A 19,264-nucleotide genomic window follows, 5' to 3' on the forward strand; every position below is an offset into this window, starting at 1 on the left:
TTTGAAACAAGGTGTTACCATAATACGGCATAGACAGCCTTATCGATTTTGGGTCAAAGAGTAATCGTAAAGTTTGTTATGCGTAATGAGGTAATACATTGTTCGAATGAGACGATGTATAGAGGAAATCGTATGTGGCTTAGTTGAAGCTATTGTCGATTGTCTGTTTCGTTTCTCATAGAAATCTGCGATATGACAAGGATTGGTATGGCTAGCTGAAGCGATATTGCGAATAGATTTGTACAGAATTTTTCTTGCACAAGGATTCCCACGCTTAGTAATATGCTCTTGACCTAGGAAATCTCCCGACTCATAGTGTTTGAGATCAATACCGATAAAAGCGTTGATTTGATTAGCAGACGTAAAGCGACGAATGTCTCCTAATTCGCCAATAACGCTTGTACCCGTTGTCTCTGCGATGCCAGGAATAGAGAGAAGAATCACATATTCAGGTAGAGGTTTAGCTAACTCTATCAACTGTTCTAAAACTTGTTCTCGACGGCTTGTCAACCTTATAAGTTTCTGTGCATTATACTTAACCTCTTCTATTATAGGAGAGGTTTTTGAAATGGCAGAATAAGATTGCTTTACCAGTCCAACTAGCTTCTCAGCCAAGTTACCTACTCTGTTCTCTGAAATGCGTTTAGAGGTTGACTGGCGAATAGTCTCTTTCAACTCAACTTCCGATAATTCCAGCACCTAATGCTTTGTTGGGAAGATGGACACGAGATTCTAATATTGCTCACCTGCAGGAGTAGATAGTAGAATCTCGATTTCTGGGAAGGCGACTTGAAGAACTTTGTGCAGCCTATTCTTCGTCCTTACGATATCCTCTGTCAGATTTTGGTAGAACCGGCTAAGATCATGCAAGTTTTGATAGACTTTTTCTTGAACATAAATTGGCTTACGGTTTAAAACGAATTGTGACGAAGCTAGTTTCCCTGCGTCAATTTTATCGGTTTTCCGGACTCGTAAGCTGTCAAGTTGCTTTTTAGCTTCCAAAGGATTAAGACGTGTATAGTCATAGCTGTTTTCTTCTAGAAAAGCCTGAAGTCGACAAGAGTAGACACCATTAGCTTCGAAAATAATTTCGGGGTTTCTCACGGTCTTTAGTCCTTCAGTAGACGAGAAAATCCGATAATGTCATTAGACATAGTATAGCCATGAACCCTTTCACCATTCACAAGAATAGCGACTTCTGAGCTTGCTTTACTCACATCAATTCCAAAAACTGTCCGCATTATGTTTACCTCTTTGTCTTGAATGATTCCTTATTTTAGTGATTTCATTTTCAATACTCGACGTCTAGCGTCCAACATACTTTGATAAAATTCCATCTAAAACAGGTGTCTTGCCAGTTTTTTTACGGCGTCTAGCGCCAAAAGAAGCCACGACTTCACAAGACACCTCTACTTTAACACAAAGAAAAAGTAGTGAGTACTCACTCCCGTCGGAGATTTCTTCACTACTAATCTTAGTATGTTTTCTACAGGCGGCAGGTCTAGTTGATGACCATGAGAATGATTGTGAATGGAAAAGCGGAAGTTAGTGAGTGCAGCGTTTAATTATCTGAGAATAGAGAAAAAGCTGAGAAACTCATCTCAGCTTTTTATACATACTATTAAATTTGTTAAAGTGAAGTCAAAAAAGTGAGTCCACCCAAAATCACACCAGCTGAGTTTGGAATAATTAGTATCCAATCTTTCTTGGGTTCTTTTGTCCATCCATAAAGAACCCAAATTAAACAAGATACTGCTGCGGATAAAGGCTGGAATGGTTGAGCTTTGTTGCCTTGTAAATTGGCAAAAATTTGTGGGATGTAGGCGATAAATACAATAATCCCGATAAAGGCCCCAATGGAACCGACAATTTGATTTATTTTTTGTTTAGTCATATATACCTCCAATTGTAGAGTATCAAAATGATTGAAAATAGGCAAGGAATATGGTCATTTGTTGTTATTTTCTGTACAAAATAGAATAAAATGTTTATATCTATATTTTGCAGAGGATAGTATACAATATGTTGTGTAAACACAAAAAGGAATAAATCCGTTATAGTAGAGTTGCGAAACATTACTAGAAAGAGATTTATTCCTATGACTCAGTTTAGCACAGAACTACTTAACTTCTTAGCCCAAAAGCAAGATATTGATGAATTTTTCCGTACTTCTCTTGAAACGGCGATGAATGATCCGCTTCAAGCAGAATTGTCAGCCCTTTTAGGGTATGAGCCTTACGATAAAGTAGGCTATAATTCTGGTAATAGTCGTAATGGAAACTTTAGTCCAGCTTTGATCCCCTCTTATGGACGTCGAGATGACCACTTGGAAGAGATGGTTATCAAACTCTATCAAACCGGCGTAACGACTCGAGAAATTAGCGACATCATCGAGCGAATGGATGGTCATCACTATAGTCCTGCCACAATTTCTAATATCTCAAAAACAACTCAGGAGAATGTCTCTGCTTTTCATGAGAGAAGCTTAGAAGCCAATTACTCTGTTTTATTTCTTGATGGAACCTATCTTCCATTAAGACGTGGAGCCGTTAATAAAGAATGTATTCATATCGCACTTGGCATTACACCAGAAGGACAGAAGGTTGTTCTTGGATATGAAATCGCCCCAAATGAAAACAATGATTCATGGTCCACCCTGTTAGATAAGCTTCAAAAACAAGGCATTCAACAGGTTTCTCATGTAGCGACCGATTGCTTCAAGGGGCTTGAGCAGATGATCAGTCAGGCTTACCCATTAGCTAAACAACAACGTTGCTTAATTCATATTAGTCGAAATCTAGCTAGTAAAGTGAAACGAGCAGATAGAGCGGTTATTTTGAAGCAATTTAAAACGATTTATCGTACTGAAAATTTAGAAATAGCAGTCCTAGCTTTGGAGGACTTTATCGCTGAATGGAAACCAAAGTATAGGAAAGTCATGGAAAGTCTGGAGAATACGGATAATCTTTTAACTTTTTATCAGTTTCCCTACCAGATTTGGCACAGCATTTATTCGACAAACCTCATTGAGTCTCTTAACAAAGAAATCAAACGTCAAACGAGGCTGGGACAATAGTCCTAGCCTCTTAATTGTCTTTGGATTGTCGAGCAAGACGCAGTGGTTGAGTGGGCTCTACTACGCTGATTTCATCAGTTTTTACAGCCCTACTCAACTGTGCGGAGGTGTGACGACGAAATCGACTTCTAACGAATTACCGATTTCTGTCCCACTCTCCTAACGAGGAGGCTCTGGAACGTTATTTAGTTACTTTGTTTGAAAATTATAATTTCAAGCAAAGTCAACGTATCCACAAAGGGTTTGGCCAATGTGCTGACACACTTGAAAGCTTATTTGATTAACATTCTTCAACTCTACTTGAGTGTTTACACAAAATTATTGACAGTATCCAATTCGATTACATGACAATTATTTAATCTTTCATTAAGATAGTAAAAAACTCGTTAAAATAAGATTTATCAAGTTTTTTTGGCGCTAAAAAATGATATAATGAATGAGTCTTTAAGGTGTAGATTTTTAGACAAAAAATATATTGGGGAAAAATTGAATATGGAAAATAAAGTACGCTATAAACTGCACAAAGTGAAGAAGCAATGGGTTACTTTAGCGGTTGCTTCAGTAGCCTTGGCTACCATTGTTGGTGCTAGTGTTACCACGTCTTCACTTGTTTCGGCAGAAGAAATAAATAATACTAATGGATCACCTTCAACAACTACAGTCGGGGAAAATACAAATCCTGTGGTTGAAAAAGAGGTAGGCACAACAACAGAGGTGGCAAATACTTCAAATGCCACAACAACAGACCGAGCAGCAGTTACTGCTGATAAACCAGCTGAAACGACAGTTCAACCAAATTCAGGAGCAACTAGTGATAGAGCTGCAGCAGTAGAGGTTGAAGCCAAACCTGAAACGACTGCTAAGCCAGAAGTAGCCGCTAAACCAGAAACAGCTACAACATCTGAAGTAGCTGCAAATGCTGGAGTAGCCGCTCCAACGACTGAGAAGTCTAAAGAGCTTTCTGAAGCTGAAATTAAAGCTGCAGTCTCACTCGATAATATTAAAAAAGAAAAAGATGGTAAATATTACTATCTTTTAGAAGATGGATCACATAAGAAAAACTTTGCCATTACTGTAAATGGTCAGGTCCTTTATTTTGATGAGAATGGTGTCCTTTCAAGCACATCAACTTATTCATTCACACAAGAAACAACAAATCTTGTCACTGATTTTACTAAAAACAATGCTGCTTACGATTCAACAAAAGCAAGCTTTGAACTTGTTGATGGTTATTTGACAGCTGATAGTTGGTACCGTCCAAAAGAAATCCTTGAAGCAGGAACAACTTGGAAAGCGTCAACTGAAAAAGATTTTCGCCCACTTTTGATGTCTTGGTGGCCTGATAAGGATACTCAAGTAGCTTACTTGAACTACATGACTAAGGCTCTTAGCAATGGTGAAGAAACAAAAGATGTCTTTACGATTGAAAATTCTCAAGCTAGCTTGAATGCCGCTGCTCAAATCATTCAACGTAAGATTGAGGTTAAGATTGCTGCTAATAAGTCAACAGACTGGTTGCGTCAGTCAATCGAGGCCTTTGTTAAAGACCAAGATAAATGGGACATTAACTCTGAATCTCCAGGTAAAGAACACTTCCAAAAAGGGGCTCTCCTCTTTGTTAATAGTGATTTAACGAAGTGGGCTAACTCAGACTACCGTAAACTTGACCAAACGGCAACAAGTCGTTTGGCAAACGATAAGATCAAGAGTGGTAGTGATGCTGGTTATGAGTTCTTGCTATCAAGCGATATCGACAACTCAAACCCAATTGTGCAAGCTGAAATGCTTAACCAATTGTATTACTTCATGAACTGGGGACAAATCGTCTTTGGTGACAAGGACAAAGATGCTCACTTTGATGGTATCCGTGTTGATGCTGTGGACAATGTCAGCATCGATATGCTTCAATTAGTGTCTTCATACATGAAGGCTGCTTACAAGGTCAATGAGTCTGAAGCACGTGCCCTTGCTAATATCTCAATTCTTGAAGCTTGGTCTCAAAACGACCCATATTATGTGGACGAACATAATACAGCTGCCCTTTCTATGGATAATGGTCTCCGTTTGTCTATTGTTCATGGATTGACTCGTCCAGTAACTAATAAAGGTACAGGTGCTCGTAATGCATCAATGAAGGACCTTATTAACGGTGGTTATTTCGGTCTTTCAAACCGTGCGGAAGTTACATCATATGATCAACTTGGTTTCGCAACCTATCTCTTTGTTCGTGCACACGACTCAGAAGTTCAAACGGTTATCGCAGACATTATCAGCAAAAAAATTGATCCTACAACAGATGGATTTACTTTCACATTAGATCAATTGAAACAAGCTTTTGACATTTATAATGCTGATATGTTGAAAGTGGATAAGGAATATACACATTCAAATATTCCTGCTGCCTATGCTTTGATGCTTCAAACAATGGGTGCAGCAACACGTGTTTATTATGGAGACTTGTATACAGATAATGGTCAGTACATGGCTAAGAAATCACCATACTTTGATCAAATCACAACCCTTCTTAAAGCGCGTCCTAAATATGTAGCTGGTGGACAAACATCTTATATCCACAATCTTGCTGGAGATGGAGTGTCATCTGCTAAAGACAATAAAGAAGTTTTGGTTTCTGTCCGTTATGGTCAAGATTTGATGTCTAAGACTGATACAGAAGGTGGAAAATACGGTCGTAATTCTGGTATGTTGACTCTTATTGCTAATAACCCAGATTTGAAATTAGCAGATGGTGAAACGATTACCGTAAACATGGGTGCTGCCCACAAGAACCAAGCCTACCGTCCACTCTTGCTTGGTACGGATAAAGGTATCGTGTCATCGTTGAATGATTCAGATACTAAGGTTGTTAAATATACAGATGCACAAGGAAATCTTGTCTTCACAGCTGATGAAATCAAAGGCTTTAAGACTGTTGATATGAGTGGTTACCTTTCAGTATGGGTACCAGTAGGTGCGACTGACGATCAAAACGTTCTTGCTAAACCATCAACAAAAGCTTATAAAGAAGGGGACAAGGTTTATAGCTCTTCTGCAGCACTTGAAGCACAAGTGATTTACGAAGGCTTCTCAAACTTCCAAGACTTTGTTAAAGAAGATAGTCAATACACTAATAAATTGATTGCAGCTAATGCAGACCTCTTCAAGTCATGGGGCATTACATCATTTGAAATTGCACCTCAATATGTCTCATCTAAGGATGGAACCTTCCTTGATTCTATCATTGAGAATGGTTATGCCTTCACAGACCGTTATGACTTTGCCATGAGCAAAAACAATAAATACGGCTCAAAAGAGGACCTTCGTGATGCCCTCAAGGCGCTTCACAAACAAGGTATTCAAATCATTGCTGACTGGGTTCCAGACCAATTGTATACCCTTCCAGGTAAAGAAGTGGTGACAGCTACTCGTACAGATACGCATGGTAAGGTGCTTGATGATACTAGCTTGGTTAATAAACTCTATGTGACAAATACTAAGTCATCAGGTAAGGATTTCCAAGCACAGTATGGTGGTGCCTTCCTGGAAAAACTTCAAAAACTTTATCCAGAAATCTTCAAAGAAGTTATGGAAGCGTCAGGTAAGACAATTGATCCATCCGTTAAGATTAAACAGTGGGAAGCTAAGTACTTTAACGGTACAAACATCCAAAAACGTGGTTCTGAATATGTTCTCAGCGATGGTAAATTGTACTTCACCGTTAATGATAAAGGTACCTTCCTTCCAGCTGCCTTGACTGGTGATACAAAAGCTAAGACTGGATTTGCTTATGATGGTACAGGTGTCACTTATTACACAACATCAGGTACTCAAGCTAAGAGCCAATTTGTAACATATAATGGCAAACAGTACTACTTTAACGATAAGGGTTACCTCGTAACTGGTGAACAAGCTATCGATGGTTCAAACTATTTCTTCTTGCCAAATGGTATGATGTTTGCAGATGGTATCATTAAGAATGTTAAAGGTCAATCATTGGTTTATGGTAAATCAGGTAAATTAACGACTCAAACTGGTTGGAAAGAAGTTACCGTTAAAGATGACAATGGTAAAGAAGAAAAATTCTACCAATACTTGTTCAAAGGTGGAATCATGGCCACAGGTTTGACTGAAGTAGAAGGTAAGGAAAAATACTTCTATGACAATGGTTACCAAGCTAAAGGTATCTTCATTCCTACAAAAGATGGACATTTGATGTTCTTCTGTGGCGATTCAGGTGAACGTAAGTACTCAGGCTTCTTTGAACAAGATGGTAACTGGTACTACGCTAATGATAAGGGCTATGTTGCCACTGGATTTACTAAGGTAGGCAAACAAAACCTTTACTTCAATGAAAAAGGTGTTCAAGTTAAGAACCGCTTCTTCCAAGTTGGTGATGCCACATACTATGCAAACAATGAAGGTGATGTTCTTCGTGGTGCCCAAACCATCAATGGTGACGAGCTCTACTTTGATGAGTCAGGTAAGCAAGTTAAAGGTGAGTTCGTGAACAATCCTGATGGTACGACTTCATACTACGATACAATCACAGGTGTGAAACTTGTTGATACATCACTAGTAGTTGATGGTCAAACCTTTAATATCGATGCTAAGGGTGTTGTGACTAAGGCACATACACCAGGCTTCTATACTACTGGGGACAACAACTGGTTCTACGCAGACTCACATGGTCGTAATGTGACAGGTGCACAAGTTATCAATGGCCAACATCTCTATTTTGATGTTAATGGTCGTCAAGTTAAGGGTGGCTTCGTAACGAACACTGACGGTAGTCGTTCATTCTACCACTGGGATACTGGTGATAAGATGGTTTCTACCTTCTTCACTACCGGTCATGATAAATGGTATTATGCTGATGATAAGGGTAATGTCGTTACTGGAGCTCAAGTAATCAACGGTCAAAAACTCTTCTTTGGTACTGATGGTAAACAGGTCAAAGGTGCCTTTGCAACAAATGCGAATGGCAGTCGCTCATATTACCATGGAGCTACTGGTAATAAGTTAGTCTCAACCTTCTTCACTACTGGAGATAACAACTGGTATTATGCTGATGCCAAGGGTGAAGTTGTTGTTGGCGAACAGACTATCAACGGCCAAAACCTTTACTTTGACCAAACTGGTAAACAAGTGAAGGGTGCCACAGCTACAAATCCTGATGGTTCAATCTCTTACTATGATGTTCATACAGGGGAAAAGGCTATTAATCGTTGGGTTAAAATTCCTTCAGGGCAATGGGTATACTTTAACGCCCAAGGTAAAGGCTACGTGTCAAATTAAGATTAATGAATGAAAGAAGTCAATCACTTTTGTGGTTGCTTTTTTCGTAAAAAATTGTCAAACTTTTATACATTCAGGTCATTTGTCTGGCCAAAAAGTGGTATAATAACTCTTGCTAAATCTTTATTTTGGAGTACACATGGCTAAGTCAAAAAATACTATTGAAAGTCGGATAGATTACTCGATTCTTCTGCCAGTCCTTATCTTACTACTGGTTGGTCTGGTCTCGGTATTTATCGCGACAAATTTTGATTACCCAAAGAATCTTGTGCAAGTCATGTCTCAGCAAGTACTATGGATTTTTCTAGGTTCAGTACTTGCTTTTGTTGTCATGTTATTTAATACAGAGTTTCTTTGGAAGGCAACCCCCTGGCTCTATATTTTTGGCCTGGGGCTTATGGTTCTACCTCTCGTTTTCTATTCCCCTGCTTTGGTAGCTTCGACGGGAGCAAAAAACTGGGTCAGCATTGGATCAGTCACCCTTTTTCAACCATCAGAATTTATGAAGATATCCTACATCCTTTTTCTATCGAGAATAGGTGTTTGGGCAAAGCAAGGGAAGGAAGTGACCAACCTCCAGGATGACTGGTTGCTACTTTTCCAATATGTAGCGGTCACGCTTCCTGTCCTAGGTTTACTGGTTCTTCAAGGTGATATGGGGACAGCCTTAGTCTTCCTCGCTATTTTAGCAGGTATAATAGTTGTTTCGGGAATATCCTGGCGTATTATCTTGCCGGTAGTTCTAGCTTTTGCAGTGGGATTAGGCTTGTTTGTAATGGTATTTACCACAGATTGGGGTAAGGAAGCTATGCTCAAGATGGGGGTGCAAACCTACCAGATTAACCGTATCTCAGCTTGGTTGGATCCCTTCACTTATGCAGATGGTATCGCCTTTCAACAGACACAGGGGATGATTTCGATTGGTACTGGAGGAATCTATGGTAAAGGCTTTAATCATCTGGAGTTGAACGTACCGGTTCGTGAGAGTGACATGATTTTCACAGTTATTGCGGAAGACTTTGGTTTGGTAGGTGGTGGATTGGTTCTTCTAACCTATCTCTTCCTTATTTATCGCATGTTGCGGGTGACATTCAAGTCTAACAATCGTTTCTATACCTTTATTTCGACAGGTTTTATCATGATGATTGTCTTCCATATTTTTGAAAATATTGGGGCAGCAGTGGGAATTCTTCCTTTGACAGGTATTCCTTTGCCTTTCATTTCTCAGGGGGGATCATCGCTCATCTCTAACTTGATTGGTGTTGGTTTGGTGCTTTCAATGGCTTATCAAACCAACCTCAACGAAGAAAATAAAATTCTATTAGCTATGTCTCGTCGTATGCGTACGTCTGGAACTAGTCAAGTGAAACCTGTTTCTAAGAGTAAGTCTAAGAAGAACAAGTCTTCGAAGAGTGTTACTAAGGCCTCTCAAGAATTGGGCAAGGCTAAAGATAAGGTTGATAAGGCCACTGAGAAAATGCGTCAAACCATTTCTCAAAATACGCCAAGCATTCATCAAGGCAAGCGTCGTAAGGGTTCAAAAAAGAAACCGACACGTAAACATTAAGAAGAAGCAAGTTGGTTAATCCAACTTGTTTTTCTTTGAAAAAAATTAAGGTCTGTGACCTTTTCTTTGCCCCTGCCTATGGTATAATAGAAGTCGACTATTTCGAAAAGGGGTTTGCTATGATAGAGACAGCCAAACAGCAAGAACGTGCTATTTTAGTAGGTGTTGAATTGCAAGAGACAGAGCATTTTGACATGTCAATGGAGGAACTTGCCAGTCTTGCCAAAACTGCAGGGGCAGAGGTTGTAGCTAGCTATACCCAAAAACGTGAACGCTATGATAGTAAGTCTTTCGTGGGTTCAGGAAAATTAGAAGAAATCAAGGCCATGGTGGATGCGGATGAGATTAGCACTGTCATCGTCAATAACCGTTTAACGCCTCGTCAAAATACCAATCTTGAAGCTGCATTTGGCGTAAAAGTTATTGATCGCATGCAATTAATTCTGGATATCTTCGCCATGAGGGCTAGAAGCCATGAAGGTAAACTTCAGGTTCACCTAGCTCAGCTTAAGTACATGTTACCTCGTTTGGCTGGTCAAGGGATTATGCTCAGCCGTCAAGCAGGGGGCATTGGTAGCCGTGGACCTGGTGAAAGTCAGTTGGAGCTCAATCGTCGTTCGATTCGTAACCAGATTGCTGATATTGAACGCCAGTTAAAGATTGTTGAGAAGAACCGAGAAACCATTCGCGAAAAGCGTGTTGATTCAAGTACCTTTAAAATTGGCTTGATAGGTTACACCAATGCTGGAAAGTCAACAATCATGAACCTTATGACGGATGATAAGCAGTATGAGGCCAATGAACTTTTCGCGACCTTGGATGCAACGACTAAGAAAATTTACTTAAAAGATCAGTTTCAAGTGACCTTGACAGATACGGTTGGTTTTATCCAGGACTTGCCAACAGAATTGGTTGCTGCTTTTAAGTCAACGCTTGAAGAAAGTCGTAATGTGGACCTCCTTTTGCATGTCATTGATGCGAGTGATCCTAATCACGAAGAGCATGAAAAGGTGGTCTTAGACATTCTCAAAGACTTAGACATGACTGATATTCCTCGCTTAGCAATCTACAATAAGATGGATGTAGCTGATAATCTAGTAGCAACAGTCTTTCCTAATGTTCGTCTTTCAGCACGTGACAAGGGAAGTCGTGAGGCCCTCAGAAGACTCTTGATTGATGAAATTCAACAGATTTTTGAACCCTTTAGTATTAAGGTACATCAGGATCAAGCATATAAACTTTATCAGTTGAGTCAATTGGCCTTGCTAGATAGCTACACTTTTGAGACAGAAGTGGAAGAAATCACAGGTTATATTTCACCGAAAAATAAATGGAAATTGGAAGAATTTTATGACTGATTATATGGATTTAGCTTTAAAATATGGTGGTTTTACAAGTTTAGATAAGGTCTATCTGGAAAATACCTTATCAGACCTTTCGGACAGTCAAAAATTGGCCTTCATTACACCACCACCAAGCGTGATTAATGCTTATTTTGCAGAGATTTACCAGAAACAATCTCCAGACGCAGCGACGGATTACTACTTGGACCTTTCAAAAGAGTTGAACCTCTTTAACCCTGCACCATCTTTTGATGAGCATAAGCCTTTTATTCGTCTCAATCTTTCAGGAAAATCTTACGGTTTTTGCTATGAAAATGCCGATGAAGTGGCCCTAGTCTTTGCAGAGCATTCAGAGGTTTCAACGGCTAGTATTTTGTTTGAGCTTGCTCAAGTTTTCCCACAGTATAAGGTTTATCTTGAAGGAACTCAAATTAAAATGGCCAAGGTTTACTTTGATGAAGAAGTGTTGGAAGAGTTGACACCAGAGACTCAGTTACTAAGTCGTGTAACTAAACTGAAGGGAAATGTCATTAAGTTGGCGAGCTTTAATCAAGATGAATTAGTGGAACTTTTGTCTCAATATAAAGGGCAAACTGTTTATTATGACTTTGCTCAGCGTGAATGCCTGGCTTATGTTGTCCAGAAATAAGAAAAACGATAGATAGAAAGTATAGAAAGTCATGGAATTACAATTTTTAGGGACGGGCGCCGGACAGCCATCCAAGGCTCGTAATGTATCGAGTCTGGTTTTGAAGCTACTCGATGAAATCAACGAAGTCTGGATGTTTGACTGTGGGGAAGGAACCCAACGTCAGATTTTAGAAACAACAATCAAACCTCGTAAAGTTAAAAAAATCTTTATCACACATATGCACGGGGACCATATTTTTGGTCTACCTGGTTTCTTGGCTAGTCGTTCTTTCCAATCTAGTGAAGAACAAACTGACCTTGAAGTTTATGGTCCAGTTGGTATTAAGCAATACGTCATGACTAGCCTTCGTACCTCGGGGACACGTTTACCTTATCATGTGCATTTTAAGGAAATTGATGAACACAAGCTAGGCTTGGTTATGGAAAATGACAAGTTCGCTGTGTATGCAGATAAGTTGGATCACACCATTTTTTGTATTGGTTACCGAGTGGTTCAAAAAGATCTCGAAGGAACCTTGGATGCTGAGGCTCTTAAAGCAGCAGGTGTGCCATTTGGACCACTTTTTGGTCAAATTAAGAATGGTCAAGATGTGGTTCTTGAAGATGGAACGAAAATCATTGCCAAGGACTTCATTTCCGCGCCTAAGAAAGGTAAAGTTATCACTATCTTAGGTGACACCCGTAAGACGAATGCCAGTGTTCGTCTTGGATTGGGGGCAGATGTCTTAGTTCACGAGTCTACTTATGGTAAGGGCGATGAAAAAATTGCCAAGAGCCATGGGCATTCAACCAATATGCAAGCAGCACAGGTAGCTAAAGATGCGTCAGCTAAACGCCTTCTTCTGAATCACGTATCAGCACGTTTCTTGGGGCGTGATATCGGTAAGATGGCAGCAGATGCTAAAACAATTTTCGAAAATACCCACATCGTTCGTGACCTAGAAGAGGTAGAGATTTAATGGCTAAACAACGTATTATCGCTATTACTGGTGCCTCAGGAGGCCTTGCTCAAGAAATTGTCAAGCAGCTCTCACCTAGTGATGGGATTATCCTCTTAGGACGAGATAAGGACAAACTTGAGAAATGTTATCGTCATGTGGAAAATAAAACCTGTCTTGCCATTGACCTTAGAGACGACAATGCTATTAAAAAAATGGTAGATTATCTCTATCAACGATTTGGACGTATTGACGTCTTTATCAATAATGCTGGTTTCGGTGAATTCAAGTCTTATGATAACTACACTAGCCAAGAAGTACGTGATATGTTTGACATCAATACCTTTGCGACCATGAGCATCTCACGTCTGATCGCTGAGAAAATGGTGGAACAGGGCAATGGCCATATCGTTAATATTGCTAGTATGGCGGGAAAAATTGCGACAGCCAATTCAAGTGTTTATGCAGCGACAAAGTTTGCGGTAATTGGCTTTTCAGATGCCCTGCGTTTAGAGTTGGCTAATAAGGGAGTCTATGTGACTACGGTCAATCCAGGTCCAATTGAGACATCTTTCTTCAATCAAGCTGATCCCTCTGGAGCTTATCTTGAGAGTGTTAAGAAATTTGTCCTCAGTCCTAAATACGTGGCTAAAAAGATTGTCCGTATTCTGGGTAAAAACAAACGTGAAGTCAATCTACCACGACTCTTAGCAGTTGCCCACAAAGGCTATACGCTATTTCCACGAATCTCGGACAAACTAGCTACCAATGTGTTTAACTACAAATAGGAGGATACTAGATGGCCGCAAATATCCAAGCGTATTTAGAGAATCTCAAGCAACCCTGGGGTCAAATCTATTATGATATTCTTTTTGACCAATTACAGGACATCAAGGGGAAGCGAGTTCTTGATTTTGGCAGTGGCTTTGGCCCTGTGGCCAACCACTTGGCTCAAGAAAATCAAGTTCTAGCTGTAGAACCCAATGAAGAAATGGTGGCCTTGCGGCCCCAGAATCACCCCTATCAGCAACTAGTCGGGAGTCTGGATCAGTTAGAAAGCTTTGAGGATGCTAGCTTTGATGTCATTCTCTGCCACAATGTCTTAGAGTATGTAGAGAATCGCAAGGCTGTTCTCAAGGCATTCATCCGCCTCTTGAAACCAGGAGGCCTGCTCTCTATCGTCAAGCACAATGAAGTCGGCCGAGTCCTACAGACCGTCGTCTTTGAAAATGATACTCAGAAGGCCCTCAATTTACTAGCAGGCCAAGATCTGGAAACCCACTCCATGGGTTTGGCTCAGGCCTATGATCTTGATGCAGTAGTAGAAAATTTAGCTCTTGAAATTAAAGACTACCAAGGAATCCGTGTCTTTTATGCCTTGCAGGACAATCGCTTCAAAGGCCAAGAGGGATGGCAAGAGTCTATGCTTAAGATGGAGCTGGCGGTCTGCCAAGAGTCCCCTTATCGGGATATCGCCTTCTTCCAGCATTATAGGTTAAAAAGGAGTTAAGATGTTACATTATAAAAAAGAGATTCCAGCGATGACAGACTTACTCGCACTATACAGTTCAGTCGGCTGGACCAATTATACTAACAATCCAACCATGCTAGAAGAAGCTGTCAAAGCCAGTCTCTGGCAGTTGGCAGTCTATGATAAGGAAGAGTTAGTAGCCTACATTCGCTTAGTAGGAGATGGTCATTCTGTCATTTTTGTACAGGACCTCTTGGTGCGACCAGATTACCAGCGCCAAGGCATTGGCACGAAACTCTTAGAAGAGGCTTTAGCGACTTTCCCCAATGTCTATCAACGGCTCCTTGCCACTGATCGTAGCGAGAAAAATTTAGCCTTTTACCAATCCTTGGGATTTGTCGAACTTTCAGAGCAAGCTTGTACAGGGATGATTTATAATAATTGACGGAGAGAGAGTGGGACAAAAGTCCTAGCCTCTTAATTGTTTTTGGATTGTCGAGCAAGACGCAGTGGTTGAGTGGGCTCTACAACGCTGATTTCATCAGCTTTTACAGCCCTACTCAACTGTGCGGAGGTGGGACGACGAAATCGAATTCTAACGAATTACCGATTTCTGTCCCACTCTCTTTTCTTGTTTTTCCTAGTATTACTTGAAAATGATAGTAGCATAGAGTTAGTTAACGTAAAGAGGAGAAGGGAATATCTGAGAAAACACAAGTCAAAAAGGGAACAATATCCCGACTATTATTTTGTCTAGAAAAGCAGGTCTTGATTGGAAATGTACCACAAGTCTAAGCAACTTACGATGTTTGACATTCTCTTTTTAGGAAACTTAGCTTTCTATCCACTATGATAAATTTTTTCATGTTATAATAGATAGACTAGATGACAGGGAGAAAAGATAAAAACATGATTACATCAACGTATGATTGGAAAATAAACACAAAAGAGCCAGATGCTGGCTTTTTTAAACTTGCCAAAGAACATGGGCTGGCAGAAACTGCAGCCAAGATTGCCTATGAACGAGGCATTACGACAGAAGAGGCTCTTGAAGCCTTTCTAAAGGCTGATTTATCACACCTTCATGATCCTTATCTTCTTCATGATATGGATAAGGCGGTGGCTAGAATTCGTCAGGCTATTGAAAATTATGAGCAAATCTTAGTCTATGGAGACTATGATGCGGATGGGATGACGTCAGCATCGATTGTCAAGGAAGCTCTTGAAATGATGGGAGCTGAGGCTCTAGTTTATTTGCCTAACCGTTTCACAGATGGTTATGGGCCAAATGAAAGTGTCTACAAGTACTTTATTGAGCAGGAAGGCATTTCACTCATTGTTACAGTGGATAATGGGGTAGCGGGGAATGAGGCTATCGCTTATGCGCAAGAGCAAGGTGTGGACGTTATCGTTACAGACCATCACAGTATGCCGGACCAGCTTCCAGATGCCTATGCCATTGTCCATCCAGAGCATCCAGATGCCGATTATCCTTTTAAGTATTTGGCAGGTTGTGGTGTAGCTTTCAAATTGGCAACTGCCCTCCTTGAAACTATTCCTACTGAGATGTTGGACTTGGTAGCCATTGGTACCATTGCCGATATGGTTAGCCTAACGGATGAAAATCGTATTATGGTCAAGGTCGGCCTGGAAATTCTCAAGACTACTGAGCGTATTGGACTTCAAGAATTGCTCCGCATTTCAGATGTAGACCCAACAACGATTTCTGAAGAAACGGTCGGTTTCAAATTGGCTCCTCAACTCAATGCCTTGGGACGCTTAGATGATCCAAATCCAGCCATTGAACTACTGACCGGATTTGACGATGAAGAAGCCCAAGCCATTGCTCTGGAAATCAATGCTAAAAATGAAGAACGTAAGGAAGTTGTCCAAAAAATCTTTGATGAAGCCATGACTATGGTGGATTTGGATAAACCTGTTCAGGTTTTGGCCAAGGAAGGTTGGCATCCTGGCGTCCTAGGTATTGTGGCGGGGCGTATCATGGAACAAATCAGTCAGACAGTAGTGGTTTTGAATATTGAAGATGGCTTGGCTAAGGGTTCCGCTCGTAGTTTGGAATCTATCAATATCTTCCATGCGCTTGATGACCACCGAGACATCTTTACTGCTTTTGGAGGACATGCTGGAGCGGCGGGGATGACCCTTCCAGAAGAAAATCTTGGACGACTATCAGAGATTTTGTGTCATTATGTCTACGATAATAACATTGATACGAGTGCCAAAAATACGTTAAATTTGGACGAGGAGCTTCAACTCAGTGAGCTTAGCTTGGATACCATTAAGAGCCTAGAAAAACTAGCACCTTTTGGTATGGATAATAAAAAGCCAGTCTTTTGGCTACATGATATTACCGTTACTCAAGCTAGGACTATGGGACAAAACGGAGCCCATCTTAAGTTTAAGGTTAAGCAAGGCAACGATAGCTTTGATGTTGTCGCCTTTAATAAGGGTGATTTGCTTCAAGAATTTCAACAAGCTCAGGGGTTGGAATTAGCAGTGACCCTGTCCGTTAATGTATGGAATGGTCAGACAACGCTCCAGCTCATGCTAGAAGATGCGCATGTGGATGGTGTTCAATTATTTGATTTTCGCTCAAAAAATATGGCACTGCCTGAAGGCCTACCAACGGTAGAAGAAGCATCAGACACTGAACCTGCGGTTGTCCTCAACACCTTACCTGATTCAGCGACAGAAGTAAAAGAGTGGTTTGAAGGTAAAGATTTCCAGGCTATCTATTTTAAAAATAGTATTAAGGAAGCCTATTATCTGACAGGTTATGGAACTAGAGAGCAATTTGCAAGGCTCTATAAAACCATTTACCAATTCCCAGAATTCGATGTCCGCTATAAACTGGATGAGCTCAGTCATTACCTTAAAATCGATAAGATACTTCTGATTAAGATGATTCAGATTTTTGATGAATTGGATTTTGTGACTATTGATAATGGTGTTATGACAGTCAATAAAGAAGCTGAAAAACGTGAGATTGAGGACAGCAAGATTTTCCAAGATCTTAAACATCTCGTCAAGTTCCAAGAACTTATGGCTTTAGGGACACCACAGGAAATTTATGACTGGCTTTATAAGTAGGGGAGTACTTAATCCAAAGGATTCGTCTTGAAATGAGGGTTAGCATTTTCTAAATCTGAAGATTCATGCTATAATGATGTGTAAATATTTTTTTGGCGAAAAGCCTATAGGAAGAACAAATGAAATTAGAAGATTATATTGCATCTATTGAAAACTACCCTAAAGAAGGGGTTACTTTCCGTGATATTAGTCCTTTGATGGCTGATGGAAATGCTTATAGCTATGCTATCCGTGAAATCGTTCAGTATGCGACTGATAAGAAGATTGACATGATTGTTGGTCCTGAAGCGCGTGGTTTCATCGTTGGTTGTCCAGTTGCTTTTGAACTTGGTATTGGCTTTGCTCCAGTTCGTAAACCTGGTAAATTGCCACGTGAAGTGATTTCAGCAGATTACGAAAAAGAGTATGGTGTTGATACACTTTGTATGCATGCTGATGCAATCAAACCAGGTCAACGTGTACTTATCGTTGATGATCTCTTGGCGACTGGTGGTACCGTCAAAGCTACAATTGAAATGATTGAGCGCCTAGGTGGTGTCGTTGCTGGCTGTGCCTTCTTGATTGAGCTTGATGGTCTTAATGGACGCAAAGCTATTGAAGGTTACGATACTAAAGTATTGATGAACTTCCCAGGATAATCTATCTATGAATTAACAAAAGGCCTTAGGGCCTTTTTAACTCTTTAAAATATAAGTGTTCTCTAAATATAGTTTAAAGCTATAGCTAACTAGAGAAAATATATATTTGATAACAATACCTCCCCGGTTTATAATATGAAGATAGAATAAATAAGGATGGAGATATTGTTATGCCTATAAAACTTGATAATAAGTTACCAGCTCTTGATGTATTGCGTTCGGAAAATGTCTTCATCATGGATGAGAACAGAGCTAGTAGCCAGGATATTCGACCAATGGAGGTCTTAATCCTAAATCTTATGCCAACTAAAGAAGTTACAGAAACTCAGTTACTACGTCTTTTAGCTAATACGCCACTTCAAATTAACGTCGAGTTTCTTTATATGGCTAGTCATAAGTCAAAAAATACACATGCCGAACATATGGAAACTTTCTACAAGACTTTTGATGAAATTAAGCATAAGTATTATGATGGTCTCATTGTAACAGGTGCACCTGTTGAGCAAATGCCATTTGAGGAAGTGGATTATTGGCAAGAATTAACACAAGTTTTTGATTGGTCTAAAAAGCATGTTTATTCAACCCTTCATCTGTGTTGGGGAGCTCAAGCAGGTCTCTATTATAAGCATGGAGTCGACAAGGTTCCATTGTCAGAGAAATTATCTGGAATCTATAAACAAACTGTTGACATGCCTGAAAACTTCCTTATGAATGGCTTTGATGATAGCTATATGTCACCGCACTCACGCTATACAGAGGTTAGGCTCGAGGATATTAAAAACAAGACGGATTTAGATATTGTTGTGTCAGGACCAGAAGTTGGCTTATCCATTCTAGCAAGTAAGAATCTTCGTGAAGTATATAGTTTTGGTCATTTTGAATATGACCGTGATACTCTGGCAAGAGAATACCGAAGAGATTTGGATGCAGGCATTAATCCAGATGTACCGGCAAACTATTTCCCAGAGGATGATCCAAGTCAGGAGCCTAAACTTCGTTGGAATCTTGCCGCATCTGCTTTCTTTAGCAATTGGATTAACTATGCGGTATATCAAGAAACACCTTATCGTTTAGAAGAGTTGGAAGACGATTTTTCATTCTACGGTTATTTGTAGTAGACAGTCTCAAAGGACTTATGTGAGAGCATTTGACTTTTTGGGGTGTCTAGCTACTCTGA

11 protein-coding genes and 5 pseudogenes are annotated in these 19,264 nt (G+C 40.1%); 14 read left to right on the plus strand and 2 right to left on the minus strand.

Annotated elements, in window-relative coordinates:
• Window positions 1-39 precede the first annotated feature (39 nt).
• Window positions 40-1,241, minus strand: a pseudogene (locus LG375_RS00525) (IS110 family transposase).
• A 242-nt stretch (window positions 1,242-1,483) separates the two neighbouring features.
• On the opposite strand from LG375_RS00525, the pseudogene LG375_RS10555 reads away from it, so the two are divergent.
• A pseudogene (locus LG375_RS10555) lies at window positions 1,484-1,549 on the plus strand (DNA-3-methyladenine glycosylase I); the annotation flags it as partial.
• 81 nt (window positions 1,550-1,630) lie between these two features.
• Here the strand turns inward: LG375_RS10555 and LG375_RS00530 are convergent.
• A complete protein-coding gene (locus LG375_RS00530; protein WP_037599404.1) occupies window positions 1,631-1,894 on the minus strand; it encodes a SemiSWEET family transporter in 264 nt (87 codons plus the stop codon).
• A 255-nt stretch (window positions 1,895-2,149) separates the two neighbouring features.
• On the opposite strand from LG375_RS00530, the pseudogene LG375_RS00535 reads away from it, so the two are divergent.
• The 13 genes and pseudogenes from LG375_RS00535 to metA form a co-directional block, all read left to right on the plus strand.
• Window positions 2,150-3,065, plus strand: a pseudogene (locus LG375_RS00535) (IS256 family transposase); the annotation flags it as partial.
• Between the two features lie 156 nt (window positions 3,066-3,221).
• Window positions 3,222-3,360 (plus strand): annotated as a pseudogene (locus LG375_RS00540) (IS256 family transposase); the annotation flags it as partial.
• Between the two features lie 208 nt (window positions 3,361-3,568).
• A complete protein-coding gene (locus LG375_RS00545; RefSeq protein WP_225745065.1) occupies window positions 3,569-8,368 on the plus strand; it encodes a glycoside hydrolase family 70 protein in 4,800 nt (1,599 codons plus the stop codon).
• Window positions 8,369-8,507: 139 nt separating this feature from the next.
• Window positions 8,508-9,677: pseudogene (locus tag LG375_RS00550) on the plus strand (FtsW/RodA/SpoVE family cell cycle protein); the annotation flags it as partial.
• 377 nt (window positions 9,678-10,054) lie between these two features.
• Window positions 10,055-11,293: a GTPase HflX gene (gene hflX / locus LG375_RS00555; protein ID WP_037601066.1), complete on the plus strand. Its 1,239-nt coding sequence runs from the start codon at window positions 10,055-10,057 to the stop codon at window positions 11,291-11,293.
• On the plus strand, window positions 11,286-11,927 hold the full coding sequence (locus LG375_RS00560; RefSeq protein WP_225745066.1) for a cystathionine beta-lyase: 642 nt from the start codon (window positions 11,286-11,288) through the stop codon (window positions 11,925-11,927). Before hflX ends, LG375_RS00560 begins: the two co-directional genes overlap by 8 nt.
• Before the next feature lie 31 nt (window positions 11,928-11,958).
• A complete protein-coding gene (gene rnz, locus LG375_RS00565) occupies window positions 11,959-12,888 on the plus strand; it encodes a ribonuclease Z (protein ID WP_002884122.1) in 930 nt (309 codons plus the stop codon).
• The gene (locus LG375_RS00570) at window positions 12,888-13,655 is read left to right on the plus strand and encodes an SDR family NAD(P)-dependent oxidoreductase (RefSeq protein ID WP_225745067.1); all 768 of its coding nucleotides are present in this window, start codon (window positions 12,888-12,890) and stop codon (window positions 13,653-13,655) included. Before rnz ends, LG375_RS00570 begins: the two co-directional genes overlap by 1 nt.
• A gap of 11 nt (window positions 13,656-13,666) precedes the next feature.
• Window positions 13,667-14,377 carry a class I SAM-dependent methyltransferase gene (locus LG375_RS00575; RefSeq protein ID WP_225745068.1) on the plus strand — a complete coding sequence of 237 codons (711 nt, stop codon included), beginning with the start codon at window positions 13,667-13,669 and terminating at the stop codon, window positions 14,375-14,377.
• Window position 14,378: 1 nt separating this feature from the next.
• On the plus strand, window positions 14,379-14,783 hold the full coding sequence (locus tag LG375_RS00580) for a GNAT family N-acetyltransferase (RefSeq protein ID WP_225745069.1): 405 nt from the start codon (window positions 14,379-14,381) through the stop codon (window positions 14,781-14,783).
• Between the two features lie 464 nt (window positions 14,784-15,247).
• The gene (recJ, locus tag LG375_RS00585) at window positions 15,248-17,449 is read left to right on the plus strand and encodes a single-stranded-DNA-specific exonuclease RecJ (protein WP_225745364.1); all 2,202 of its coding nucleotides are present in this window, start codon (window positions 15,248-15,250) and stop codon (window positions 17,447-17,449) included.
• A 119-nt stretch (window positions 17,450-17,568) separates the two neighbouring features.
• A complete protein-coding gene (locus LG375_RS00590) occupies window positions 17,569-18,087 on the plus strand; it encodes an adenine phosphoribosyltransferase (RefSeq protein ID WP_002890753.1) in 519 nt (172 codons plus the stop codon).
• Window positions 18,088-18,257: 170 nt separating this feature from the next.
• Window positions 18,258-19,202, plus strand: a complete 945-nt coding sequence (gene metA / locus LG375_RS00595) for a homoserine O-acetyltransferase MetA (RefSeq protein WP_225745070.1) — start codon at window positions 18,258-18,260, stop codon at window positions 19,200-19,202.
• The last annotated feature ends 62 nt before the right edge of the window (window positions 19,203-19,264 follow it).

Source organism: Streptococcus sp. Marseille-Q3604 (assembly GCF_916619785.1).
GTDB lineage: Bacteria > Bacillota > Bacilli > Lactobacillales > Streptococcaceae > Streptococcus.

Excerpts from the sequence above, each read along its gene's own strand:
- LG375_RS00545 (WP_225745065.1), top strand. The coding sequence starts at position 3,569 with ATGGAAAATAAAGTACGCTATAAACTGCACAAAGTGAAGAAGCAATGG.
- LG375_RS00530 (WP_037599404.1), bottom strand. The coding sequence starts at position 1,894 with ATGACTAAACAAAAAATAAATCAAATTGTCGGTTCCATTGGGGCCTTT.
- LG375_RS00590 (WP_002890753.1), top strand. The coding sequence starts at position 17,569 with ATGAAATTAGAAGATTATATTGCATCTATTGAAAACTACCCTAAAGAA.
- recJ (WP_225745364.1), top strand. The coding sequence starts at position 15,248 with ATGATTACATCAACGTATGATTGGAAAATAAACACAAAAGAGCCAGAT.
- metA (WP_225745070.1), top strand. The coding sequence starts at position 18,258 with ATGCCTATAAAACTTGATAATAAGTTACCAGCTCTTGATGTATTGCGT.
- LG375_RS00570 (WP_225745067.1), top strand. The coding sequence starts at position 12,888 with ATGGCTAAACAACGTATTATCGCTATTACTGGTGCCTCAGGAGGCCTT.
- LG375_RS00575 (WP_225745068.1), top strand. The coding sequence starts at position 13,667 with ATGGCCGCAAATATCCAAGCGTATTTAGAGAATCTCAAGCAACCCTGG.
- LG375_RS00560 (WP_225745066.1), top strand. The coding sequence starts at position 11,286 with ATGACTGATTATATGGATTTAGCTTTAAAATATGGTGGTTTTACAAGT.
- LG375_RS00580 (WP_225745069.1), top strand. The coding sequence starts at position 14,379 with ATGTTACATTATAAAAAAGAGATTCCAGCGATGACAGACTTACTCGCA.
- hflX (WP_037601066.1), top strand. The coding sequence starts at position 10,055 with ATGATAGAGACAGCCAAACAGCAAGAACGTGCTATTTTAGTAGGTGTT.
- rnz (WP_002884122.1), top strand. The coding sequence starts at position 11,959 with ATGGAATTACAATTTTTAGGGACGGGCGCCGGACAGCCATCCAAGGCT.